Source organism: Klebsiella sp. 141153 (assembly GCF_032601995.1).
GTDB lineage: Bacteria > Pseudomonadota > Gammaproteobacteria > Enterobacterales > Enterobacteriaceae > Klebsiella > Klebsiella aerogenes.
Genome location: NZ_JAQIRJ010000006.1, coordinates 112,772 through 135,483 on the forward strand (window position 1 = coordinate 112,772; position 22,712 = coordinate 135,483).

The following is a 22,712-nucleotide window of genomic DNA, read 5'->3' on the forward strand; positions in this document are numbered from 1 at the left end:
TTTTTCACCCTGGCTTGATACACTCGGCATGATAATTGACGTGTTATCGCTTTAAAGACAACTGAAACTACCCATTGGTTTAATTTACGTTTAGCTCACGTTGTTAAATCTTAACTCTGCGATGCAGCGGGACAGGCAAATAACGCTTATGGCTTTGATGCGGCTTAACAAGTTTCTGAATTATTCTGGATTAAGAATAGTCTCGCTAGCAAAAAAAACGCTGGCAGCGGCGGTTATTGTGGTGGTGGTATTTTTCATCGGACGAATATATGAATCTGAACGTGGACCTGCATTGCAGCGCTGGCATACCTGGTCTGGCGATGAGATGACTGCTGATGAAATCGATCGCGCCAGTTTTGCCAGCTATCTCAAACGGGAAGATGAGATTTTCGCCGATTTGCGGCGTGTGGTCAGTGACCAACTGCCTGCCGCTGACAAAACGCCGATAAACCGCTTTTATCGCGACAGCCTGGTCTATCCACCACGCTTTAAGCCTGACTGGAATCGCTCCTTTATACTATTGCCATCCGGCAAACCGCGTGGTGCGGTGGTGCTACTGCATGGTTTAACCGACTCCCCCTACAGCGTGCGCTATCTGGCGGAAGAGTATCAACGGCAGGGGTTTATTGCAGTGGCGCCGCGCTTACCCGGCCACGGTACCGCCCCGGGGGCATTAACCCACGTTGATTGGCAACAGTGGCTGGCGACAACGCGCCTGGCGGTTCGGGAAGCGACGCGACTTGCCGGTGGGGATGTGCCGCTGCATCTGGTGGGATATTCTAACGGCGGCGCGCTGGCGCTGAAGTATGCGCTCGATGAACTGACCGATAAATCGCTGGTCAGGCCGCAGCAGATAATACTGTTATCGCCGATGATTGGCGTAACCGCTTTTGCCCGTTTCGCAGGACTTGCCGGGCTACCCTCGGTGTTTCCCGCCTTTGCGCGTGCGGCGTGGCTAAACGTCGTTCCGGAGTTTAACCCCTATAAGTACAATTCCTTTCCGGTTAAGGCGGCGCGCCAGTCGTGGTTGCTGACCCAGGCCTTGCAAAAACAGATTCTTGCGGCGGCGCAGAGCCAACGCTTAACCTCTCTCGCCCCGGTGTTAACCTTTCAATCGGTGATTGATTCTACAGTCAGCACCCGGGCGGTGGTTGATTCGTTGTACCGCTATTTGCCGGACAACGGCAGCGAATTGGTGATTTTCGATATTAATCAGGCGGCGAACCTGCGGGCGCTGTTTCGCCCGGCGACCTACTCAGCGGTGAATACCTTGTTACCTCCGGCGCCGCGTCCGTACTCTACGACTATCGTGACGAACGCGACTGAGCACACCCTCGATACCGTCGCGCGCCTAACGCTGGCGGGGCAAACCGCAGAGAGAACGCAGGCGCTGTATCTGGCCTGGCCGCAGGATATGTACTCGCTTTCGCATATTGCGGTGCCATTCCCCATCACCGATTCGCTGTATGGCCGCGAGCCGACGGAGAAAAACCTTAGCGGTATTAGCCTTGGCACCATTTCGCTACGCGGCGAGACCGCGACGCTGAGCGTCGGCCTTGATACGTTGATGCGTGCTACTTCTAACCCGTTTTTCCCCTATCTGCTGCAGCGGATCAATCAGCGTCTGCCGTCGTTCTCAGAACCACAGGATGTGCAGTACCGTCCGCAGCGCAATACCGATGAGGGCGGCAGGGGCGACGAAGCGGAAAAGACGCACAAATCTTGAGCTGACGCCAAGGAAAATGCCGATGCCGGGTAGGTCGAAGGTCTGGATGAGGAGCCCTGCGGAGGCGTTAATTTGGCTGAGCGTCACTTTACCCTGCTGCGCCAGCTCGGAGATAACCCCAAAATAGGCGGTACCGCCCGCCACGCATTTCACCAGCGCGGGTAGGACGAAGTTTTCAGGGATATGTAGCCATAGCAGCAGCGGCATCAGTACGCGCTGCAGCATCTCGATGACGCCAGCCGCCTGCATCAGTCCGACGATAGTCAATGATAAAATTAGCATCGGCACGGCGCCAAGCGCCAGGCGGATAGCGTCGGCGCCGGCGCTATTGATGACCGCGATCAGCCCGTGATTATTTTGTTCGCTTTCCGGGAGCGCTTCTGCCCGGCTGCTCTCGACAATGGATAACTTACGCCCGGTGGCGTACCAGCAGACCGCTGCGGCGCAGAGTCCACCGACAATCGAAATGGTGATTGCGGCCAGCCAGTGCAGGCCGAACGGCGTTAAGGGGTAGAAAACGTTGCCCTGGCCCATGGCGAACACCATCGCCAGGGTGGCGGCCATTTGTCGGTCGGAAACACCACGTTTATCCATAATCGCCAGGGTGGCGAGCGGGGCGGCAAAGCTGACGAAATTTATTTGAATCAGCGCGAAGGCGCTCATGCCGGTCAGTCCAAAGGGCTTTAGCAGCGGCGCCAGCCAGCGCACGATGATGTCGAGAATTCCGCGGACTTCGAGATATTTCATTATGATCAGCATGACGACCATAATGGGTAATAAGGTATAAAGCGCTACGTCGACGGAGGATTTCCCCGCTGACATAATGATGCCGATGACATCCATTTATCTATCACTGTATGCAGGTCAAATAGTTAGCGCCATCATAATCCCGAAGGGGCAAAATGAACATGCTTTCGTGTGTTAGCGTAGACAGGTAAGAACGGTGCCTTCACTGAAGTGATATTCGCCGCTGAACTGGCTACCTGCGGCAAAGGCGTCGCTGAGCGTTTTATTGAGGCGTAACGTGAAACGCTGTTTTGCCGGGTCGAGTGCGACTATGGCGGCGGCATCAAAATCAAACATCTGCTGTACGCGCGGATATAGCGCTTTGAACAGGCTTTCTTTGGCCGAGAAAGCCAGCAGCAGCGCCCACTCCTTATCCAGACCACAACAGGAAAGTATCGTCTGTTCCGGTCTCGAGACAAACATATCGGCGCTTTCCAGCATGATCCCCGGTTGCAGATGCTCGATATCGACCCCGGGATACAGACCGTCGTCCTCGGCGCTAACCACCGCGATGGCAATATCTTCGCTGTGCGAGACGCTTCCTCGCCAGCCTGCCGGCCAAATTGGCGCACGATCCGTAGCGGTTAACACCGGTTCGAAACAACCTGATTGTTGCAGCAAATAGCGCGCGCAGTAGCGCCCGGCCAGATATTCAGCTTTACGTTTTGCGACGGCGCCAGTAAGAGAAGGAGGGAGCGGGATGGCGTACTGGCTAAAAAGAGCATCCTGTAGTTGCGACCTGGCGAAACGTACCCGACAAAATGTCAACGCCGGGTCAGCACGAAGATAGCCGCATTCGGCGTGCTGAATAAAGGGGAGATCGTGAAAGCTGTTGGTAACGATAAACATGCAGACTCATCAGGAAAAACCAGTATGGCGCTACCATAGCGCAGGTGATGAACGAAGCAGAAGAGTTGTGTGAAATATAAAGCAAAAAGCCTGCTCGAAGGCAGGCTTTTCTAAATTTGGCTCCTCTGACTGGACTCGAACCAGTGACATACGGATTAACAGTCCGCCGTTCTACCGACTGAACTACAGAGGAATCGTGTGAACGGGGCGCATATTATCGATGACTGACGGTGTTGTCAAAGGCTGAATCGCCATAAAGCGTGCGACTGCTGACAATTTCAACAATCAAAAGCCTTTTATGATAAATCATACCGAAATGCACCGTGATGGTGCATTTATACCCCTAATGGGGCATATCATGCGCTCATGGAAGCCACCAGTATTATCACAAACCCTTATTTTGCCGCACCAGCAGGGTGATGATGTCGCGAGGTAAACCTGGCAAGCATCTTGCAAAATACCTGTAACTTAATGGCCAGTAGTGGCATTCCCTTACAGGAGGCAAAATGAACTTAAGACGACTGAAGTATTTTGTGAAAATCGTCGATATCGGCAGTCTGACCCAGGCCGCTGAAGTCTTGCACATCGCACAACCGGCGCTGAGCCAGCAGGTAGCGACCCTGGAAGGTGAACTGGAGCAGAAACTGTTGATCCGCACCAAGCGAGGCGTCACGCCAACGGAAGCGGGAAAGATTCTCTATACCCATGCGCGGACCATTTTACGTCAGTGTGAACAGGCGCATCTGGCGGTACATAACGTTGGCCAGACGCTGAGCGGGCAGGTGGCTATTGGACTTGCGCCGGGCACTGCGGCTTCGGCGATCACCATGCCGCTGTTGCAAACGGTGCGTAATGAACTTCCCGAGGTGAACGTATATCTGCAGGAGTGCAGCGGCAGCGTATTGAATGACAAGCTGCTTGGCGGTCAGCTGGACATGGCGGTGCTGTATGAGCGTTCGCCGGTGGCGGGAGTGGTCAGCCAGCCGCTGCTGAAAGAGGATTTGTATCTGGTCGGTACGCAAAACTGTCCGGGGCAAAGCGTTGACCTTTCAGCCGTCGCGGAAATGAGCCTGTTTTTACCGCGCGACTATAGCGCCGTTTGCGCCCGGGTCACCGAAGCTTTCACTTTACGCCGCCTGTCGGCAAAAGTAATTGGCGAGATCGAATCCATCACCACATTAACTGCGGCAATCGCCAGTGGAATGGGCGTTACCGTATTGCCGGAATCGGCGGCGCGCGCGCTGTGTGCTACGGCTAATGGCTGGATGGCGCGCATCAGCACGCCGTCGATGAGTCTGTCGTTATCACTGAATACCTCGGCACGTGGCGGCTTATCTCCTCAAGCACAGGCCGTCAAAGATATCCTGCTGTCGCTGGTTAGTCGTCCGTCCCTGGAGAATCGTGAATTACAGCTGGTCAGTTAGGTTATATTCTTTTAAGGAATAAGTTGCTGGTTTTTATTATTTGTTTGCCGGGTAAACAGACTTTAACAATAGACATCATGTTATGTCTGAAGACCTGGGGGAAAAGGTGAATTTCCAGCAACTTAAAATTATTCGTGAGGCGGCCCGTCGGGATTACAACCTGACGGAGGTTGCTAACATGCTGTACACCTCGCAATCTGGCGTCAGCCGCCATATTCGTGAGCTGGAAGAAGAGTTGGGGATAGAAATCTTTATCCGCCGTGGTAAGCGTCTGCTGGGGATGACCGAACCTGGCAAAGCGCTGCTCTCTATTGCCGAAAGGATCCTCAACGAAGCCAGCAATGTCCGCCGGCTGGCCGACCTTTTTACCAACGACGCTTCAGGCGTATTAACCATTGCCACTACGCATACTCAGGCACGCTATAGCCTGCCTCCGGTGATTAAAGCTTTTCGCGAACTGTTCCCCGACGTGCGGCTGGAGTTAGTGCAAGGGACGCCGCAGGAAATCGAAGCGCTGCTGCACAACGGCGGTGCGGATATTGGTATCGCCAGCGAGCGCTTAAGTAACGATCCGACGCTGGTGGCATTCCCCTGGTTCCGCTGGCACCACAGTTTGTTAGTGCCAAAAGATCATCCGCTGATTGAGGTTACGCCGCTGACGCTTGAGGCTATTGCACGCTGGCCGTTAATTACCTATCGGCAGGGGATCACCGGACGTTCGCGTATTGATGAAGCCTTCACCCGTAAAGGGCTGATGCCGGATATCGTTCTCAGCGCTCAGGATTCCGATGTCATTAAAACATACGTGGAGCTGGGCTTGGGCGTGGGGCTGGTGGCGGAGCAATCCGGCGATGCTCGCGAAGCGGATACCTTTACCCGTCTGGAAACACGCCATCTCTTTGATGCTAATACCGTTTGGTTGGGGTTAAAACGCGGTCAGTTACAGCGTAACTATGTCTGGCGTTTCATTGAACTGTGCAATGCCGGGTTATCATTGGATGAGATTAAACGCCAGGCGATGGAGCCGGAGGAAGTGGCTATCGATTATCAAATCTGAGTGCGGACAGCAGGTCAGCGGGAGGTGCCAAAGCAGCTATAATTCATTCACGTGAGTCGCGACTGAGGAAGGGAAAATGATGGTGCGGCGTATGAAGTTGCTTTGCTCTCTGGTGATGATGTTGGCCAGCTACAGCGCGTTGGCGGTAAGTTATCCGTTACCGCCGGAAGGGAGTCGTCTGGTTGGCAGCCCGATTAAAATTAGCGTGCCCGAGCGTAACACCCAGCCGCTGGAAACCTTTGCCGCGCAGTACGGGCAGGGGCTCAGCAACATGCTGGAGGCTAACCCCGGCGTCGATGTCTATTTGCCTAAATCCGGTAGTTCGTTGATTATCCCGCAGCAATTGATCCTGCCTGCCACCGTACGGAGCGGTATCGTAATCAACGTCGCCGAGATGCGGCTTTATTATTATCCGCCCGAGGGCACTACCGTCGAGGTGCTGCCGATCGGTATTGGCCAGGCGGGGCGTGAAACGCCGCGCAACTGGGTGACGACGGTGGAACGTAAACAGGAAGGACCTACCTGGGTACCGACGGCGAATACCCGTCGTGAGTACGCCAAAGAAGGTAAAACCCTGCCGGCGATGGTGCCCCCCGGGCCAGATAATCCGATGGGGCTATATGCTATCTATATCGGCAGGCTGTATGCCATTCATGGTACCAACGCCAATTTTGGCATTGGTCTGCGGGTGAGCCAGGGTTGTATTCGCCTGCGCAACGATGACATTAAATACCTGTTCGATAATGTGCCGGTCGGCACGCGAGTACAGATAATCGATCAGCCGGTGAAGTACACTACCGAGCCGGACGGCAGCCGCTGGCTGGAAGTTCATGAACCATTGTCGCGTAATCGTTCGGAATTTGAGTCAGACCGCAAAGTGCCGCTGCCGTATACCCCGGCAATACGCGAGTTTGTGCAGGGAGCGGGTGTAAACGTCGGTCGTGCGGATTATGCACTACAGCGGCGATCCGGGATGCCGGTGAATATTAGCAGTTCAGCGGGGGAAGCCAGTTTTTAAGCCATGGACGTTAAAAAGCAAAAAGCCTGCTCGAAAGCAGGCTTTTTAAATTTGGCTCCTCTGACTGGACTCGAACCAGTGACATACGGATTAACAGTCCGCCGTTCTACCGACTGAACTACAGAGGAATCGTGTGAACGAGGCGCATACTACTGGCCTCGCATTTTTGTGTCAACGCTAAATTTAAGCAACTGATTCGAATGGCTAAGTTTAGTTCAAAGCGAGCTTTTAATGAACAATCCGCACGTCGTCTTCATCCAGCAGATCGTTTTCCCGTAAACGCTGTAGCGGATCCTGACGATAGAACTGACAGAACCGCTGCCATAGCGCCGGGAAACGGGGGGCGAAAAGCTCTGGGGCGCTAAAGAAATATTCAGATAGCACTGCAAAGCACTCAGCCGGATCGGTTGCCGCATAAGCATCAATGCTGGCGGCGCTTTCGCCGACCAAATCGATCTCATCCTGAATGTTGTTCATCGCCGCATGCAGATCGTGTTCCCAGCCAGCCACTTCTCGCAGAGGGATAAAAGGAACGCCGCTGGCGCGGTCGCCGTTGCGCGAATCCAGTTTGTGCGCGACCTCATGTACCACCAGATTAAAGCCGGAGGCGTCGAAAGAGTCCTGAATATCTAACCAGTTAAGGATAATGGGGCCCTGTTGCCAGCTTTGGCCGGATTGGACAACGCGTTGATTATGTACCAGGCCGATGTCATCTTCCCATTCGTCATCGACGACAAAGGGGGCAGGGTAGATCAAGACTTCATGGAAGCCATCTAACCATTCAAGGCCAAGTTCCAGTACAGGCAGGCAAAAGAGGAGTGCGATACGCGCGCTGTGCAGGGGGGTTAACTCAAATCCCTGTAACGGCACCAGACGTTTTTGCTGTAAAAAACGTGCCGCCATTTGGCACAGCTGCTGCTGTTCCTGTTGAGTGAGGTTCGCTAAAACCGGAATGGCAACCGCTTGTTCCCATGGGATTTCGCCATTGCCTGTCTGTTCTTCTGCTTTCCACGGCCATTTAAACATCATATCGCTCGCAAAGTCGTCACTTGAACTCAATTTAAGGGACTGGAGCTATTAAAATGCCAAAGAACCTGGCATTATAGCAACCTCAACAGCGGAGAGATGCCGGAGCGGCTGAACGGACCGGTCTCGAAAACCGGAGTAGGGGCAACTCTACCGGGGGTTCAAATCCCCCTCTCTCCGCCACTATTCAATCACTTACGCCAAATCCCTTCAACGACATCCATCACACTTGGTATACTGTTGGTATATTCCGTCGCTATATTTTTATCAATCATCATCTTCTGAATCCTCGAAAATCGGTTGCTCCAGTGTCGGCGAAACGGTCAATTTGCGGTCATAAACCCGTACCTGACGCTCTGTTTTATCACCGCAGAAAGTTGTTTAACGTCGCGTGAATTTCACACAAATAGCAGTTGTAAGAAGTATCGCGACCAGGCAACCCTAAAAGGCTTCAGAATAGGGAACTGGTTTGCCCACAGGCTCATAAAATGTCAGGGCCGGTAAGTTGTCAGCCACCCACCGGTAAAAACGTGGTCATGAACTCATCTTGTCACTACACGACTTGAGCGATAATTTACGTAACAGAGCCTCTTCATGTGTAGTGCGGTGATGATTATTCTGCATAAAATCGATTCACTGAATTTACCATCGTAAACATGCTAGCGTGTATAGTCAGCTTGACGGGGTGAATGGATTACATTAAAAAGTTGCAGTTTGTTGATACTTCAACTCCTGCAACTATAAAAAGATCTGATGCGTTGATAGCCAGTAAGAATAAAAACTCTTTTCTTACGGGATAGGATTCACTCGAATAAGAGAGAAAGAGTATTTATTGGCGAAGAAGTATCTTTCTCCAGAACCCTTCTGTTGTGAGCTTGCAAGTCACTTCTGAATATTTTTTTCGCTGTGCTTTTGATGTAATAATTATCTTTAAGGTATTAAAGAGTATCTTGATAAACCCTAAGGCCTGCTGTTTTTTTGATGCTTCAGCAATATAACCATTTTTAGTGCTTCGATCGTAATAAAAGATCTTCTTGTACCTAAAAATCTGTCTCAGCGACACGCCTGATGTTTTTTCCTGATAAATAATTTTGTTTTTTGAAGGCGCCAGAAATCCATTTAACGTAATAATTCTGAAAAATCGCCGTGATTTTTTTTTCGAAATTACACTTAAACTCTACACTATTATCTGGAGGAGATATCGGTTTCATTTTTTCATTAAAAGTAATAGAGTTTAATTCTTCTCGAACATCCTTCATGTCTGCATTATTTTCCCAAAAATCGGGAGCGCCATAAACATGTTTGAAAGCCAGGTTGATGGCGGCTGCACTACCATATTGATGAGCAAGCAGGCTTTTTAGATGAAATGAAATATATGTACCAATTATGTCTTTAACTGGTCGGCCAAAATATAACATATTCACGAGATGATTTCGCGTATCAAGGTAGGCGGTCAACGGTGAGGTCTTAGAGGAGAAATCTTCCTCCGCGTAACAAGCAATGCCATTTGTTGTTAATATATCAAAATCGTTCATCATGCCGAATAAGATATCATCACCGCGAACAAAAAAAGGAAATGCAAAACTCTTGACGTGATTTATCGGGAATGCAAAGAACCACCACGCGCCATAATTAGGGAATTGTATTAGAGTTTCTGTTTTTACCAGGGATTCCACATCATTTAATCGCCACCCTGAGTAAATAGGATGACATACCCTATCAAAAAATGCTCCCTTCTCAACTAAAGAGTCGGGGCGCGCACCTGCGAATAACGAACCAGAAACTGCAGCATTGTCGTTTAACGCATAACTCAATATCGAGTATGTCTTTTTAATGCATTCAGCTTCACAACTTGCATCATCATCCATGAATAATGTATGGGTGAAATCACCTTCATCAATGTAATGAAGTAGGCCTCTCATAAATCCACCCGCACCTCCGGTATTTTTATTTGGAATGACCTTAATTCCATTAGCCTCATTAGCTGTTATATTATTGGAGTTATCAATAACAGTAAAATCAATTAGTCCGCGATAGTTATCATCTTCTAATATTTCTCGCTTTATTCTCATCATTGATGGGATAACGTATTTTTTTCTATCAAAATGTGTAATTGATATCCCAAGCTTAACCTCTCTGCGGGGAGACTGTTTGGTAAACCATTCCCCGCTATTAAGGGAGACAATTCCATCTATCGGAATTATTTCAATATATATAATGCCTCGATTGAGAGTGTTGCCCAAATCCAGGGTGAATATTTCTCGAGTGAGGTTATCCAGTGCCACGGTCGCCGATGCTAGCTCATATTTTGAATTTTCTTCTGTAATGAGCATCGCGCTGATTTTGGCTAACCCAGTGCCTGATGCATTGAACGCGAGATCGTGTATTCCGCATTTTTCTTTCCAGAGAATAGTGGAAAAACCATTGTAATAGGTATCAAAAGAAATTTTCCCTCCGGGAAATATGGTAATGATATTTCCCGAAAATGAAAAAAGGCTCCCTCTGATGTACATGCTTTCAGAAGCCCCAAACCTGGCGTTTGGCATAACCAACCGCTGTAAGCATTTTGCTGTTTCCATTATTCCTCTTTTTGATTATTTAAAGCGCGATAAAAAATTGAAATGGACGGTTAACAACTAACCGAGATGATTGTTTACAATACTAGTACCTGGCTATCGCAACCAAATGGCAAACCTGATCAATATTATTGACCATCCGTATTGGTCGCTATTGATGTCGCAATTGTAAGAGAAAACGAACCCCATTACTTTGTTCACGGGTCATGAGATTTTACATATCATAAGATTTATCCATGCGAATTTGAGTCGTTTTCCTGCCTTGCGGTTGGAAACTTATTGTCTCTTGTCATACATGTATTTGCTTACTTTAGAACAACACTCATCGCAGAGATAATCTTTCTCAGCCATTAATCTTTCGAAGAACCCTAGCTTTTTACCGCAGCGCATGCAGTGTTTACATTTAAATAATTTCACTTTGCAATTATACCAATTTGTCGTTTTTTCAATCAATGCATATCAGACAGCTAAGCCTGCTGTAGTCATGCTCTTCATAACAGGTTTAACGTGTTGTGATGCGACACGACATAACTTTCACGCCGTAAACCAGCCCGGTTATTACCTGTTTAAGAGTCACAAAATGTTCTTCCCTGTGAAGGGGATATTTTAAAGGCGTATTTTTCGTGTGGATAATTGTTATGACAGATCGATTTTGTTAAATCGATCGGTCAAAACGATCATTTTTGTAGGGGTATTCCATCCCGGTGCAGAAATCGTGGGAGATGTAGGGGGCGAGAGGAGAGAGCCAGCCAGCAATCGAATAGAAGAGTTGCCGGATAATCATCAGTGCAGGGGCGAGAAAATACTGTCCGATCGTGCCAATCATTTTGCCAGATAGTTCATAAGAGCCGTATGCCAACCCAATATTGCTGGATGTAAAATCAATGTAATATAGTAAAATTATTAATTAGCTGATTTTTATGTCGTTAGAATAGGTTCTGAACAGCGGATTAGGGGCAACTTTATTGGGGGAGCAAATCTCCCGCTTTCCTGAACCGTGGGGGCTGGAGCCATTTCCAGGACGAAAGTTTAAATGACTTCAATGGCTGGATGTATGCCGATGCCGCGATCGGCTAACTGCTAAAAACGGAAAAAGCCTGCCCGTGGCAGGCTTTGGTCATGCGGGGCTCTTAGAACTGGTAGACCAGGCCCAGCGCGACTACGTCATCAGTCGCGATGCCGTTAGCGCGATAGAAGTAGTCGTCTTCGTCCAGCAGGTTGATTTTGTAATCAACGTAGGTGGACATGTTTTTGTTGAAGTAGTAAGTCATACCCACATCAACGTATTTAACCAGGTCTTTGTCGCCGCTGTTGTACAGGTCTTTACCTTTAGATTGCAGATAAGCGACGGATGGACGCAGCGGTAAACCGAAATCGTCGAACTGATACTGGGCAACAACTTCGAAGTTCTGCGTCTTGTTGGCAATACCGCCGCCAAGATTGCTGGTGGATTTACCGAAGGAAGTCATGTTGCGGGTTTCCGCGTACATTGCGGCCAGGTAGATGTTGTTAGCATCGTATTTCGCGCCCACGGTCCAGGCATCGGCTTTATCGCCGCCGGCGTAAGCGCTGTTGGCCGCTGCGGCCACCTGATTGTTGGTACGGTCAGAAGAAGCATACGCCGCGCCGAAGCTGATGCCCATGCCGAGATCGTAGGAAGAGGAGATACCGAAACCGTCGCCATTTTCACGGGCCAGTTTACGATCATCGCCATTATTGGTGCCTTCGCCGGAGCCAGCGTTTTCGTTATTACCCTGATACTGCAGGGCAAAGCTCAAACCATCAACCAGGCCGAAGAAATCGCTGTTACGATAGGTCGCCACGCCGTTGGTACGGCCAAGCATGAAGACGTCAGTTTGGGTGTAGCTGTCGCCGCCGAATTCCGGCAGTACGTCGGTCCACGCTTCGACATCATAGATAACGCCGTAGTTACGGCCGTAGTCCAGAGAACCGTAGTCAGCAAATTTCAGACCCGCGAAGCCCAGACGGGTCCAGGAGTTAGCGCCTTCATCTTCAGTGGTGTTCGCCTGAATATTGTATTCCCACTGGCCGTAGCCGGTCAGCTGATCGTTGATCTGCGTTTCGCCTTTCACGCCTAAACGCGCGTAGGTTTGGTCGCCATCTTCAGAAGCATCGTCAGAGAAATAGTGCAGACCGTCAATTTTTCCGTAGAGGTCAAGCTTGTTGCCGTTTTTGTTATAAATTTCCGCAGAGTGCGCCGCGCCTGCTGCTAATAACGCCGGCAGCATAATAGCCAATACTTTTCTTTTCATTATGTATTCCCTTTAATCATAATTAATATGAATTGTCTAATTCCCTGTGGAATGACGAATTGATACTAGCCGCTTAAGTTCATTTTTAATTAAATAAAAAATGTAATAAAAGTATATTAAAATATTTCAAAATATTTATTTTATATTCAATATATGTATTTTTTATTCTTTGGGTGATTAATATTTATGTGGTTTATTGGTGTTTTATTTTTCTTGTTGATATTAATGTTCTTTAAATTATCTCTTGAAATAACATTTGCATTGTAAATAATATAAAATATGACAGATTATATATTGATAAATTACATTTGGAATAATGTTGCTTTATAATTAATGGCGCTACATTTCATCAAATCGTCTTATTTAAAAGCATGACCACATCCGTAGTATATAGAGAGCGCCCCAATCCTGCGTTCGCGGGTGGCCGAAAGCGCTCACACCATACTCATGCTTCCAGATAAGCACGATAATTGTATAATGTGACGCGCATCACAACTGTGTGATTGGAGATCATGCGCAGTGGTTGAAGTATGGAGAAGGATTTAATGGACACTAAAGCGAAACGGAGCCCCGGTGGAAAGCTGGCGTTATGGGCTTTTTACGCCTTTTGCGGTTACTTTGTATGGGCGATGGTGCGGTACTGGTGGATAGTGGGGCGTATTCAAAGCATTCCCGGCGCCAGCATTGATGGTGAATTGGGTTCAACGGCAGGCAAATGGATTGGCGCGCTACTGGGTTTCTTGGTGCTGGGAGGTGTGGGGTCCATCCTTGGGGCGATAGCCTGGTACACGCGTCCCCAAATTCAGGGACATGAACAGCACGATTAAAGTTGCTATGCTCACAGCGGGTCCAGGCATCAGGAAAAGCTCATGTTATTAGCTGAATGGCAACAACGATTTGAAAACTGGTTAAATGCGCATCATGCGCAGGAAGATGCGGCTCATGATATATCTCACTTTCGCCGTGTCTGGAGTACCGCGCAGCAACTGGTCGGCGATAGCGACGCTGACCAGTTGGTTATCCTGACGGCCTGCTACTTTCACGATATTGTCAGCCTGGCTAAAAATCACCCTCAACGTCATCAGTCCTCACGGATGGCGGCAGAAAAAACGCGGTCTATCCTGCAAAGCGCTTTCCCCGACTTTCCCGCCGACCGTTATCCTGCGGTTATGCATGCTATTGAAGCGCATAGCTTTAGTGCGGCTATATTACCGCAAAGCGTAGAGGCGAAAATTGTGCAAGATGCAGATCGTCTGGAGGCTCTGGGCGCGATTGGCCTGGCTCGTGTCTTTGCCGTTTCCGGCGCGTTGAACACTATTTTGTTTGATGCTGACGACCCCTTTGCTGACCAGCGCGATCTTGATGACAAGAAATATGCCCTCGACCATTTTCAGAGTAAATTGCTACGCCTGCCTGAGACCATGCAAACGGAGCAGGGGAGAGCGCTGGCGGTGCATAATGCCCAATTTCTGGTGCAATTTATGGCGAAGCTGAGCGCCGAACTGCGCGGCAACCCTCTGTCGTTGGATGAGGCGGTTTTGCGCCGCTTTGCGCCTGCGGTTTAAATCCGTTGCGACTATTTGTGGTACTCTCTGCAAAAATTGTCCGTGCTGGTTGAGGTTATGCCGCAAAATTTACCAAAAGAAAAGCTCCTGTCTGAGCCGGCAGGGGAACACGCGCAGGCGTTATTGCGCCAGCTGATGACGATATATGATGTCAAAACCCTGGTTGCACAGCTGGTTGCTGTTGGCGATCAGCACTGGAGCCCGGCGATAGTCAAACGGGTGGCGACGGTGAGCCGTGCGGCAAGCCGGTTGACGAACGCGGAGTGTGCGCATCTGGCGAGCCTTTTACCGATTCCGCCGCGCCATCATCCCGACTATGCGTTTCGTTTTATCGATCTCTTCGCCGGCATCGGCGGCATTCGCCACGGCTTTGAAGCTATTGGCGGGCAGTGCGTATTTACCAGCGAGTGGAATAAACACGCTGTACGTACCTATAAAGCTAACTGGTATTGCGATCCACAGGAGCACAGCTTTAACGCTGATATCCGCGAAATCACTCTCAGCCAGCGCAGCGATATCAGGGATGAAGAGGCGGCGAAGTCTATCCGCGAGGCGATCCCGCAACATGATGTGCTGCTGGCGGGCTTCCCTTGCCAGCCCTTTTCCCTCGCCGGGGTATCAAAGAAAAATGCCATGGGACGCGCCCATGGTTTTGCCTGTGAAACTCAGGGAACACTGTTTTTTGATGTCGTCAGAATTATTGCTGCCCGCCGTCCGCCGATCTTCGTGCTGGAAAACGTCAAGAATCTGAAGAGTCACGATCAAGGAAGAACCTTCCGCATTATCATGCAAACGCTGGATGAGCTTGGCTATGAGGTGGCGGATGCCGATCATGCGGGCGCCGAGGATCCCAAAGTTATCGATGGGCGTCATTTCCTGCCGCAGCACCGCGAGCGTATTGTGCTGGTGGGTTTCCGTCGTGACTTACAGTTGCATGAAGGATTTACGCTGCGCGATATCGCCAGTTTGTATCCGCCGCAGCGGCCAACCTTCGGTGAGTTATTAGATCCGACCGTCGATGCTAAATTCATCCTGACGCCGGTTCTGTGGAAGTATCTTTACCGATACGCGCGTAAACATCAGGCGCGTGGCAACGGTTTTGGCTACGGTCTGGTCGACCCGACTCATCCAGGCAGCGTCGCGCGAACGCTCTCTGCTCGCTACTACAAAGATGGCGCTGAGATCCTGGTGGATCGCGGTTGGGATAAGGCATTAGGCGAAAAGCATTTTGACGATCCTCAGAATCAACTGCGTCGCCCGCGGCGCTTAACGCCGCGTGAATGCGCAAGGTTGATGGGATTCGAAGCGCCGGGAGAGCACCGTTTTCGTATTCCGGTTTCCGATACTCAGGCCTATCGCCAGTTTGGCAACTCGGTGATTGTTCCGGTGTTTGCCGCGGTGGCGAAGCTGCTGGCGCCGCGAATTGCCGTCGCGGTAAAGCAACGTGTTGCCGGAGAGAGCGATGGCGGACGTTCACGATAAGGCCACGCGTAGTAAAAATATGCGCGCTATCGCTACCCGCGATACGGCTATTGAGAAGCGGCTGGCGGCGCTACTGACGCAGGCCGGGTTCACTTTTAGCGTTCAGGCGGCATCTCTTCCTGGGCGGCCTGATTTTCTGCTGCCTGACTACCGCTGTGTTATCTTCACCCACGGCTGCTTTTGGCATCATCACCACTGCTATCTGTTTAAAGTACCGGCGACGCGCACCGATTTTTGGCTAAAAAAGATTGGTGCTAACGTGCAGCGCGATCGCCGCGACCTGGCGCTGTTGGTAGAACAAGGTTGGCGGGTGCTTATTGTCTGGGAGTGCGCGCTCCGCGGGAGGCTGAAATTAAGCGATGAAGCCCTAAACGAGCGTCTGGAGGAGTGGATCTGCGGCGGCGGGGATTGCGCGCAGATCGACACTCACGGCATCGGTATTATCGATCCGATTGACAAGGCGTAACGGTTGAACGGGCAGGGAAGAGATATTTACCCAGCGTCACCAACACGACCGCGAAAATAATCACCGCCAGCGCCAGCCATTCGATCAAGGAGAGACTTTCGCCGCCAAACCCGGTTCCCAGTAGCACGGCGACAACCGGGTTTACATAGGCATAGCTGGTAGCAACCGCCGGCGTTACGTTACGTATCAGATACATATAGGCGTTAATGGCAATAAGCGAGCCAAAAATGGCCAGATAAGCAACAGCAAAAATACCGGACCAGGACGGCATTTGAGTGAGTTTCTCCCCCGAGAGCCCCGATGCCGCAGACAGCACAATCCCTGCCGCCAGCATTTCAATCGCTCCAGCCATCATCCCGGTTGGTAATTCAATACGCGAACCGTAAACCGAGCCAAACGCCCAGCTCAGGGAACCAATCAGAATCAGCAATGCGCCCCAGGGGTTGCCGCTGAGGTTGCCGCCGCTATTGAGCATCACAATTCCCGCCAGGCCGATCGCGATACCGAACCATTCCAGCTTGCGTGTGGCAATGCCAAAAAAACGGCTGAAACAGAGCGTAAACAGCGGTACGGTGGCGACCATTACCGCAGCGATACCTGATGGTACATGCTGATGTTCTGCAAGGGTGACGAAGCCATTACCGACGGCGAGCAACAGGATGCCTATCAGTGCAGCATTAAGTAGCGGCCGGCGGGCCGGGAGTTTATGGCCGGTGGCCAACAAATAGATGAGCAACACGCCCCCAGCAGAGAGAAAGCGGATCCCGGCCATCATCAACGGCGGCCAACTGGCGACGCCAATCGCGATAGCAAAATAGGTTGAACCCCAAATGATATACAGCGCAAACAGCGCGCCGATTAGGGGTAACAGTTGACGGGTAGACATACTTCCTCACGACGAAAAAGATAGAAAGGGGACATATAGTTAACGTGAAAACTAACGTGCTGGCGAGCGCTTTCAATGTGATTTTTTTGTTATTTTTTTGTTGACTAGTGACATCTCTGGGCGAGAGGGCGCTTTTGCCTCATACTCTATGTTTCATAAACAGAAATTGAAGGAAGTACATTTTGGCAGGAAGTAGTCTTTTAACCTTATTGGACGATATTGCCACGCTGCTGGACGATATCTCCGTCATGGGAAAACTGGCGGCCAAGAAAACGGCTGGCGTACTGGGCGATGATCTTTCTCTCAATGCGCAGCAGGTCACTGGCGTAAGGGCCAACCGCGAGCTCCCGGTAGTATGGGGGGTAGCAAAAGGCTCGTTTCTGAATAAAGTGATTCTGGTGCCGCTGGCGTTACTCATCAGCGCATTTATTCCCTGGGCTATTACGCCGCTTTTGATACTCGGCGGCGCTTTTCTCTGTTTTGAAGGCTTTGAAAAAGTGCTGCATAACCTGCATGCGCGTAAGAATAAGGAAGACCCGAAACTGCGTCAGCAGCGTCTGGAAACGCTCGCAGCCCAGGATCCGCAGGCCTTTGAACGCGATAAAGTAAAAGGAGCGATCCGTACCGATTTTATCTTATCAGCCGAAATCGTCGCGATAACCCTGGGTATTGTGGCTGATGCGCCATTGCTTAATCAGATCCTGATTTTATCCGGTATCGCCATCCTCGTGACCGTTGGGGTTTACGGCCTGGTGGGCGTCATCGTCAAGCTGGATGACATGGGCTATTGGCTGGTAGAGAAAAAAAGCGTACTGGCACAATGGATAGGAAAAGCTCTCCTGGCCATCGCGCCGCGGTTGATGAAAATTCTGACTTTCGTCGGTACCCTGGCGATGTTTCTGGTTGGCGGCGGTATCGTGGTTCACGGCGTAGCGCCGCTGCATCATTTCATCGAAAATCTTGCCCATGGGCTGAGCGGAATACTGGCATCCATAATGCCTGTGGTCGCTAATCTGGTGCTAGGATTTATCATTGGCGCTATCGTCTTTGGCGTCGTAAAAGCGATAACCGCATTGCGCGGTAACGCGAAATAAATCCCAGCGCCGGTTACGCAAGATGGGCCGGCGTCGTCTAAGGTGAAACTGTTTCTCCCTGATACCGGAGGCAAAAATGGTCTTGTTGGTCAGTGATGAAGTCAGACGGAAAAGCGGCGGGCCGCGAATGGTCGTCACCGGCATCGCCGGCGACATGGTGGAGTGCCGGTGGTATGACGGTCACGTCGTACAGCGTGAAGCCTTCCGTGAAGATGAGCTGGTCCGCGGCGAAGGGCAACGTTCGCAGCATAATTAGATGTGCAGCGCCCGCTGGTGCGGGCGCTTTTTATATTGATTACGTTCGGACAAGGAGCGTTGATGTCGTTGGTTTCTTTGACCGTCCTGCGAGTAAATAATGGATAAGCCGCTGTGGCCAAAAAAGTTCCGTCGCCTCTTCAATCCGGGGCGTGTGGTTAATATCTGTTTCATCGTGGTGCTGTTCTTTTCTACGTTACTCATCTGGCGAGAAATCCGGGTACTGGAAGAGGCCTACGTCGCCAATCAACGTAATAATCTTGAGAACGTGGCCCATGAAATGGATGGGCTGTTGCAATTTAATCTTAATCGGCTGCTCTTTTTCCGCAACAGCATGCAATCGGCGCTGGAGAACCCGCTGGATTTCGCCATTCTGCGCCGGGCCGATCAGGAATACATCAGTAAACGTCACGATCCTATCTGGTCAGTCGAGCTAAATAACCGGCGTACCCTGACGGTATACGGAGTCTCCGATTCTTTTGTCGACGCAGATGACCTGTTGTCGCGTAACAATCCTCAGGCCAGCAATGAATTGATGGCTACCCTTGAGCTTGGCTATCTTCTGCGTTTGACCAACAATAACCGAATCTTCAGCGAGCGCATGTCCTACGTTTCTCGCAGCGGCTTTTACACCACCACCGATGCTCCGCGCAGTTCAAGCCAGGTGCTGGCGCAGTTTTCGCGAGATACGGGGTCAGCATGGTTTATGCGGCAAACCCAGCGTGATAATCCGGGGCGAGGGATCCTTTGGCAAACCACCCAGCAGGAAGATGGGTATACGCAACCGCAGGTGGTTACGGCCTCGATTCCTCTGGATTATGAGCACTACTGGCTGGGCGTGCTGGCGATGGATTTTTCCATCCGCGACCTGCAGAATTTTCTCGTCAGTGCGGTAAAAGGAGGCCAGATGGGCGAGTATCAGCTGTATGACAAGCAGCTCAACTTGCTGGCCTCTTCGGCGCCGGATGATGTGCTGACGCCGCTCTCGCCCGAGGAACAAGAAAAACTGCGCTATGCGTTGGCCAATGATAACCATGGTGGCATACGCCAGTTAACCCGTTATATCAGTTGGGAAAAGATCCGTAACTTTGACGGCCTACTATTGCATATTCATACCCTGAAGGAGGGCGTGCGTGGTGATTTCGGGACGATTTCCATCGCCCTGACCCTGATGTGGTTAATGTTTACCCTCATGCTGATCGTGTCCTGGTTGGTTATCCGCCGTATGGTCATCAATATGAGCGTGTTACAGGCGTCGCTTGAATGGCAGGCCTGGCATGATGCTTTAACACGGCTGTTAAATCGCGGCGCCCTGTTTGAGAGGGCGATTGCGGCGGCCCGAAACTGCCGGCGGAATAATCAGCCCATATCCGTCATTCAGCTGGATCTGGATTATTTTAAAGGTATTAATGATAAACACGGACACCAGGCCGGAGACCGCGTTTTAACGCTGGTGGGAAGCACCATTATGGGGCAGATCCGCGAGGAGGATATTGCCGGCCGCGTTGGCGGCGAAGAGTTCTGTATCGTTCTACCCAACACGCAACTGTCGCAAGCACGCGCGATTGCTGAGCGTATTCGTCTGCGTATCCATAGCCGGGAGATATTATTGCACAACAGCGTTAGTCTGCGGATCAGCGCCTCGCTGGGGGTTAGTAGTAGCGAGATATCAGAGGAGTTTAACTTTGAGGAGCTGCAGTCGATTGCCGATCATCGCCTGTATCTGGCAAAGCAGAATGGACGTAACCGGGTTTGTTCGGCTGGATAGGACTCGATAATGTGAAATTGCTCACCTTTTCTGCCGCGTTGATATTCTTCGGTATAGGAAAATTCCTAAAAAACTCACCACTTCGGCGCACCGTTCGTAACAGAACGATAAGGGGCAAGCCTTGTCACGCCTGGGTTATTAAATTGGATGTAAATATAAGCCGCATTTCTCAATAATTCTCATCATCAATACTTCTTGTCATGCAAAATAATTGAGGATAATGTCTTCCATGCATCGGATTTCCCGGTGTAACGAATTTTCAAGTGCTTCTTGCATTAGCAAGTTTGATCCCGACTCCTGCGAGTCGGGATTTTTTTCACCTGTGCTTAACGGTTGGCTTCAGTCACGCTAAAGTCATGAATATCAAGCTCAAAAGCTTCAGCCAGCTCGCGCCAGGTGTGTTCGTTGCGACCATCGATACTGACATGGTGCGGATCATCTTCACTACGATGTACTTCGCTTTCGCTTATCTCATTGATCGCCGCCAGCAGGGCATCGACATTAACGTCAATCCCGTCTGTATTCGTCACACCGCGGTCTTTAGCGGATTTCATCATCACTACCTCGCTCGGCTCTGACAGGGCCTCTTTAAGTATAGACGGTCTATAAAAACGCCAGTTGCGCTGGCTGAACGCTGCGTGAAGGCAGGTTTTGTTCTACACTGGCTCAAAACGAGAGGAGGCGAGTTATGCAGGTAAACGATCGTGTCACGGTAAAGACCGACGGTGGCCCACGTCGTTCGGGGGTAGTACTGGCAATTGAGTCGTTTAGTGAAGGAACCATGTATCTTGTGGCGCTGGAAGACTACCCGCTGGGGATCTGGTTTTTCAATGAAGTGGGGCACCCGGACGGCATTTTTGTTGAGAAAGCTGAGTAGGCCCGATTCAGAAACTGGCGGCGATACCCGCCAGTTTGCCATCAGCGCATATTGACGTAAATGCCGGAAGTAATGTTTTCAGCCAATCGAACAATATGATAAATCACCTGTTTATTATGCGTCTGGATCTTTTTCTTAATATTACCTTTATGTGACGAGACGGTTTTTGCTTTGATATTCATCTGTCTTGAAATATGTGAAGTCGCGTGCCCGGCCATCCACATCTGCAGCATATTCGATTCTGCCTGACTGAGCGATAAAGTAGGAATGCGGGTGCGTAATTGGTTTAGATTATTGGCGGTATCGGTTTGTAGATAATTACCCAGAATGTTATCAAGGTCTTTCGGCGTTAGCGATTTTGAACTGATAAGTAGATTCTTACGCACAAGTAAATAGTGGTCAAAATGGATGTTTGCCAGGGACATAAAAATAACAAATAAGGTATCGGGGTTGGTGGTAATGATGTCGCGGATAAGTTGGTTGCTCTCTTCGTGATGTATAAAACAGTCCTCGTTGAGAAACACAACCGCCGGACGCAGTGATTCGCAGCGCTCCTTCAAACTTAGTGCACTACGCACCTCAATGATATCGCGCTTCTTTATTCCCCGGCTTGCCAGATATCCGGTTAAACCTAGCCGGGTATAGCTGCACAAATCCATGATAATCGTTGACATGACCCATCCTCAATCAACACGTAACGATAATTCATCTGGCGCCTGGCCGTGTGATGAAGTCCATTTTTATAACGCCTGACTTTATGCGGAAAGCATTAGCCAGACTAAACTATTTGCTAATAATACTCATAATTTGCCAGGAATATTCTTAAAGTAAAGCCATAGAAAAAGAATAATCAGTTCCTGACAGTAATAATGCCCGGCGCTGGGGCATGGCGTCGCGACTATTTCAATTTATTTTCGGATTATCCTTATGAGGCGGCAGTCAATTAAATGGATGTTATCGGTGTTGTATTCAAAAAATGCATTTTTCATTCATGTTTCATACAACTAATAATAATCGGTAAGAGTAAATGCCGGGATTGGCGGTGAGGTTAAGCAACGGGCACATCGTGCAGGGGTGGCGGCCTTAACGCTTTAATGCCACAATACTTTTTTATCGGTTTGTGGGATGGATGATGAAAAAGATTGTTATGGCTGGCGCGCTGCTTGCTTTGGCCGGATGCGTACAGGTTGATACCTATCAGGCAGTGGTTAAAGCGCCAGCGCCTGCAGGGTTGGAAGGGTTCTGGCAATCGAAGGGACCGCAAAGCGCGATGGTAAGCCCTGAGGCGATTGCGACGTTTATCGTCACTAAAGACGGGGATACCCTCGATTGCCGTCAGTGGCAGCGGGTGATTGCTGAGCCGGGTAAATTAATGAACCGCGATGACCAGGTCTACAATGTGACCAGCAGCCTTGATATTTATCCTATTGAACGTAATGGAAATACGCTGGAATATGACCGAATGACGTTAACCCGCGTCGAGCGCTTAACGCCGGAGTGCGAAGAGGCCTGGAAAAAGAACCAGGCGGCGAGTAAAACCGCGCCATAATCGATTTTTGGCGGGCCGGCTTAAGCCGGCCCGTG

The 22,712-nt window shown here is 50.2% G+C and carries 21 protein-coding genes and 3 tRNA genes; 14 read left to right on the forward strand and 10 right to left on the reverse strand.

Features of this window, described 5'->3' with window-relative positions:
* The first annotated feature begins 148 nt into the window (after positions 1-148).
* Positions 149-1,726, forward strand: coding sequence for an alpha/beta hydrolase (locus PGS10_RS13640; RefSeq protein ID WP_316423096.1), 1,578 nt, complete (start codon positions 149-151; stop codon positions 1,724-1,726).
* Here PGS10_RS13640 and PGS10_RS13645 read toward each other — a convergent pair.
* The 3 genes from PGS10_RS13645 to PGS10_RS13655 form a co-directional block, all read right to left on the reverse strand.
* Complete coding sequence (locus PGS10_RS13645) at positions 1,637-2,569, reverse strand: nucleoside recognition domain-containing protein (protein WP_316423097.1); 933 nt, start codon at positions 2,567-2,569, stop codon at positions 1,637-1,639. The genes PGS10_RS13640 and PGS10_RS13645 overlap by 90 nt on opposite strands.
* A 78-nt stretch (positions 2,570-2,647) precedes the next feature.
* The gene (locus PGS10_RS13650) at positions 2,648-3,361 is read right to left on the reverse strand and encodes a 4'-phosphopantetheinyl transferase family protein (protein ID WP_316423098.1); all 714 of its coding nucleotides are present in this window, start codon (positions 3,359-3,361) and stop codon (positions 2,648-2,650) included.
* A 117-nt stretch (positions 3,362-3,478) separates the two neighbouring features.
* Positions 3,479-3,554 (reverse strand) — tRNA-Asn (locus PGS10_RS13655).
* Between the two features lie 313 nt (positions 3,555-3,867).
* Between PGS10_RS13655 and nac the strand changes: the two genes are divergently transcribed.
* The 3 genes from nac to ldtA all read left to right on the forward strand — a co-directional run bounded on the left by nac (position 3,868) and on the right by ldtA (position 6,860).
* The gene (gene nac, locus PGS10_RS13660) at positions 3,868-4,785 is read left to right on the forward strand and encodes a nitrogen assimilation transcriptional regulator NAC (RefSeq protein WP_045390201.1); all 918 of its coding nucleotides are present in this window, start codon (positions 3,868-3,870) and stop codon (positions 4,783-4,785) included.
* 106 nt (positions 4,786-4,891) lie between these two features.
* Positions 4,892-5,842 carry an HTH-type transcriptional regulator Cbl gene (gene cbl, locus PGS10_RS13665; protein WP_045390486.1) on the forward strand — a complete coding sequence of 317 codons (951 nt, stop codon included), beginning with the start codon at positions 4,892-4,894 and terminating at the stop codon, positions 5,840-5,842.
* 76 nt (positions 5,843-5,918) lie between these two features.
* Positions 5,919-6,860 (forward strand): L,D-transpeptidase, encoded by a 942-nt coding sequence (gene ldtA, locus PGS10_RS13670; RefSeq protein WP_045390203.1) that lies wholly within the window; start codon positions 5,919-5,921, stop codon positions 6,858-6,860.
* A gap of 52 nt (positions 6,861-6,912) precedes the next feature.
* Here the strand turns inward: ldtA and PGS10_RS13675 are convergent.
* Positions 6,913-6,988, reverse strand: a tRNA-Asn gene (locus tag PGS10_RS13675).
* 100 nt (positions 6,989-7,088) lie between these two features.
* Positions 7,089-7,889 carry a DgsA anti-repressor MtfA gene (gene mtfA / locus PGS10_RS13680; protein WP_161801904.1) on the reverse strand — a complete coding sequence of 267 codons (801 nt, stop codon included), beginning with the start codon at positions 7,887-7,889 and terminating at the stop codon, positions 7,089-7,091.
* Between the two features lie 90 nt (positions 7,890-7,979).
* Here mtfA and PGS10_RS13685 point away from each other — a divergent pair.
* A tRNA-Ser gene (locus tag PGS10_RS13685) sits at positions 7,980-8,069 on the forward strand.
* Between the two features lie 857 nt (positions 8,070-8,926).
* Here the strand turns inward: PGS10_RS13685 and PGS10_RS13690 are convergent.
* Positions 8,927-10,465: a glycosyltransferase gene (locus PGS10_RS13690; RefSeq protein WP_316423099.1), complete on the reverse strand. Its 1,539-nt coding sequence runs from the start codon at positions 10,463-10,465 to the stop codon at positions 8,927-8,929.
* Positions 10,466-11,592: 1,127 nt separating this feature from the next.
* The gene (gene ompC / locus PGS10_RS13695; RefSeq protein ID WP_213797641.1) at positions 11,593-12,735 is read right to left on the reverse strand and encodes a porin OmpC; all 1,143 of its coding nucleotides are present in this window, start codon (positions 12,733-12,735) and stop codon (positions 11,593-11,595) included.
* 545 nt (positions 12,736-13,280) lie between these two features.
* Here ompC and drpB point away from each other — a divergent pair.
* From drpB to PGS10_RS13715, 4 genes are read left to right on the forward strand one after another with little or no spacing between them, the layout of a single operon-like run.
* A complete protein-coding gene (gene drpB / locus PGS10_RS13700) occupies positions 13,281-13,562 on the forward strand; it encodes a cell division protein DrpB (RefSeq protein ID WP_045390212.1) in 282 nt (93 codons plus the stop codon).
* Positions 13,563-13,604: 42 nt separating this feature from the next.
* Entirely contained in the window at positions 13,605-14,300 is a 696-nt protein-coding gene (locus tag PGS10_RS13705) for a phosphohydrolase (RefSeq protein ID WP_045390215.1), read from the forward strand.
* 57 nt (positions 14,301-14,357) lie between these two features.
* Positions 14,358-15,782: a DNA cytosine methyltransferase gene (locus PGS10_RS13710; RefSeq protein ID WP_213797642.1), complete on the forward strand. Its 1,425-nt coding sequence runs from the start codon at positions 14,358-14,360 to the stop codon at positions 15,780-15,782.
* Positions 15,763-16,248 carry a very short patch repair endonuclease gene (locus tag PGS10_RS13715; RefSeq protein WP_045390221.1) on the forward strand — a complete coding sequence of 162 codons (486 nt, stop codon included), beginning with the start codon at positions 15,763-15,765 and terminating at the stop codon, positions 16,246-16,248. The genes PGS10_RS13710 and PGS10_RS13715 overlap by 20 nt, the downstream gene beginning before the upstream one ends.
* On the opposite strand, the gene yedA is transcribed toward PGS10_RS13715, so the two are convergent.
* Positions 16,223-17,134: a drug/metabolite exporter YedA gene (gene yedA / locus PGS10_RS13720; protein WP_045390224.1), complete on the reverse strand. Its 912-nt coding sequence runs from the start codon at positions 17,132-17,134 to the stop codon at positions 16,223-16,225. The genes PGS10_RS13715 and yedA overlap by 26 nt on opposite strands.
* A gap of 182 nt (positions 17,135-17,316) precedes the next feature.
* Here yedA and PGS10_RS13725 point away from each other — a divergent pair, with 182 nt between their 5' ends.
* From PGS10_RS13725 to dgcQ, 3 genes are all read left to right on the forward strand, one after another.
* Complete coding sequence (locus PGS10_RS13725) at positions 17,317-18,228, forward strand: DUF808 family protein (RefSeq protein WP_316423100.1); 912 nt, start codon at positions 17,317-17,319, stop codon at positions 18,226-18,228.
* Positions 18,229-18,304: 76 nt separating this feature from the next.
* Positions 18,305-18,484: a YodC family protein gene (locus PGS10_RS13730; protein WP_045390229.1), complete on the forward strand. Its 180-nt coding sequence runs from the start codon at positions 18,305-18,307 to the stop codon at positions 18,482-18,484.
* 99 nt (positions 18,485-18,583) lie between these two features.
* The gene (gene dgcQ / locus PGS10_RS13735) at positions 18,584-20,251 is read left to right on the forward strand and encodes a cellulose biosynthesis regulator diguanylate cyclase DgcQ (RefSeq protein WP_315711120.1); all 1,668 of its coding nucleotides are present in this window, start codon (positions 18,584-18,586) and stop codon (positions 20,249-20,251) included.
* A gap of 326 nt (positions 20,252-20,577) precedes the next feature.
* On the opposite strand, the gene yodD is transcribed toward dgcQ, so the two are convergent.
* Positions 20,578-20,805, reverse strand: a complete 228-nt coding sequence (gene yodD / locus PGS10_RS13740) for a YodD family peroxide/acid resistance protein (protein ID WP_045390235.1) — start codon at positions 20,803-20,805, stop codon at positions 20,578-20,580.
* Positions 20,806-20,939: 134 nt separating this feature from the next.
* Here yodD and dsrB point away from each other — a divergent pair, with 134 nt between their 5' ends.
* A complete protein-coding gene (dsrB, locus tag PGS10_RS13745) occupies positions 20,940-21,128 on the forward strand; it encodes a protein DsrB (RefSeq protein WP_015365898.1) in 189 nt (62 codons plus the stop codon).
* 41 nt (positions 21,129-21,169) lie between these two features.
* Here the strand turns inward: dsrB and rcsA are convergent, their stop codons facing one another.
* On the reverse strand, positions 21,170-21,802 hold the full coding sequence (rcsA, locus tag PGS10_RS13750) for a transcriptional regulator RcsA (protein ID WP_047045514.1): 633 nt from the start codon (positions 21,800-21,802) through the stop codon (positions 21,170-21,172).
* Positions 21,803-22,257: 455 nt separating this feature from the next.
* On the opposite strand from rcsA, the gene yedD reads away from it, so the two are divergent.
* The gene (gene yedD / locus PGS10_RS13755; RefSeq protein ID WP_196796492.1) at positions 22,258-22,677 is read left to right on the forward strand and encodes a lipoprotein YedD; all 420 of its coding nucleotides are present in this window, start codon (positions 22,258-22,260) and stop codon (positions 22,675-22,677) included.
* Positions 22,678-22,712 lie beyond the last annotated feature (35 nt).

Bases quoted from the DNA above. Each gene is read 5' to 3' on its own strand.
- PGS10_RS13640 (WP_316423096.1), top strand. From the start codon at position 149: ATGGCTTTGATGCGGCTTAACAAGTTTCTGAATTATTCTGGATTAAGA.
- PGS10_RS13645 (WP_316423097.1), bottom strand. From the start codon at position 2,569: ATGGATGTCATCGGCATCATTATGTCAGCGGGGAAATCCTCCGTCGAC.
- PGS10_RS13650 (WP_316423098.1), bottom strand. From the start codon at position 3,361: ATGTTTATCGTTACCAACAGCTTTCACGATCTCCCCTTTATTCAGCAC.
- nac (WP_045390201.1), top strand. From the start codon at position 3,868: ATGAACTTAAGACGACTGAAGTATTTTGTGAAAATCGTCGATATCGGC.
- ldtA (WP_045390203.1), top strand. From the start codon at position 5,919: ATGATGGTGCGGCGTATGAAGTTGCTTTGCTCTCTGGTGATGATGTTG.
- mtfA (WP_161801904.1), bottom strand. From the start codon at position 7,889: ATGATGTTTAAATGGCCGTGGAAAGCAGAAGAACAGACAGGCAATGGC.
- PGS10_RS13690 (WP_316423099.1), bottom strand. From the start codon at position 10,465: ATGGAAACAGCAAAATGCTTACAGCGGTTGGTTATGCCAAACGCCAGG.
- ompC (WP_213797641.1), bottom strand. From the start codon at position 12,735: ATGAAAAGAAAAGTATTGGCTATTATGCTGCCGGCGTTATTAGCAGCA.
- drpB (WP_045390212.1), top strand. From the start codon at position 13,281: ATGGACACTAAAGCGAAACGGAGCCCCGGTGGAAAGCTGGCGTTATGG.
- PGS10_RS13705 (WP_045390215.1), top strand. From the start codon at position 13,605: ATGTTATTAGCTGAATGGCAACAACGATTTGAAAACTGGTTAAATGCG.
- PGS10_RS13710 (WP_213797642.1), top strand. From the start codon at position 14,358: ATGCCGCAAAATTTACCAAAAGAAAAGCTCCTGTCTGAGCCGGCAGGG.
- PGS10_RS13715 (WP_045390221.1), top strand. From the start codon at position 15,763: ATGGCGGACGTTCACGATAAGGCCACGCGTAGTAAAAATATGCGCGCT.
- yedA (WP_045390224.1), bottom strand. From the start codon at position 17,134: ATGTCTACCCGTCAACTGTTACCCCTAATCGGCGCGCTGTTTGCGCTG.
- PGS10_RS13730 (WP_045390229.1), top strand. From the start codon at position 18,305: ATGGTCTTGTTGGTCAGTGATGAAGTCAGACGGAAAAGCGGCGGGCCG.
- dgcQ (WP_315711120.1), top strand. From the start codon at position 18,584: ATGGATAAGCCGCTGTGGCCAAAAAAGTTCCGTCGCCTCTTCAATCCG.
- yodD (WP_045390235.1), bottom strand. From the start codon at position 20,805: ATGAAATCCGCTAAAGACCGCGGTGTGACGAATACAGACGGGATTGAC.
- dsrB (WP_015365898.1), top strand. From the start codon at position 20,940: ATGCAGGTAAACGATCGTGTCACGGTAAAGACCGACGGTGGCCCACGT.
- rcsA (WP_047045514.1), bottom strand. From the start codon at position 21,802: ATGTCAACGATTATCATGGATTTGTGCAGCTATACCCGGCTAGGTTTA.
- yedD (WP_196796492.1), top strand. From the start codon at position 22,258: ATGATGAAAAAGATTGTTATGGCTGGCGCGCTGCTTGCTTTGGCCGGA.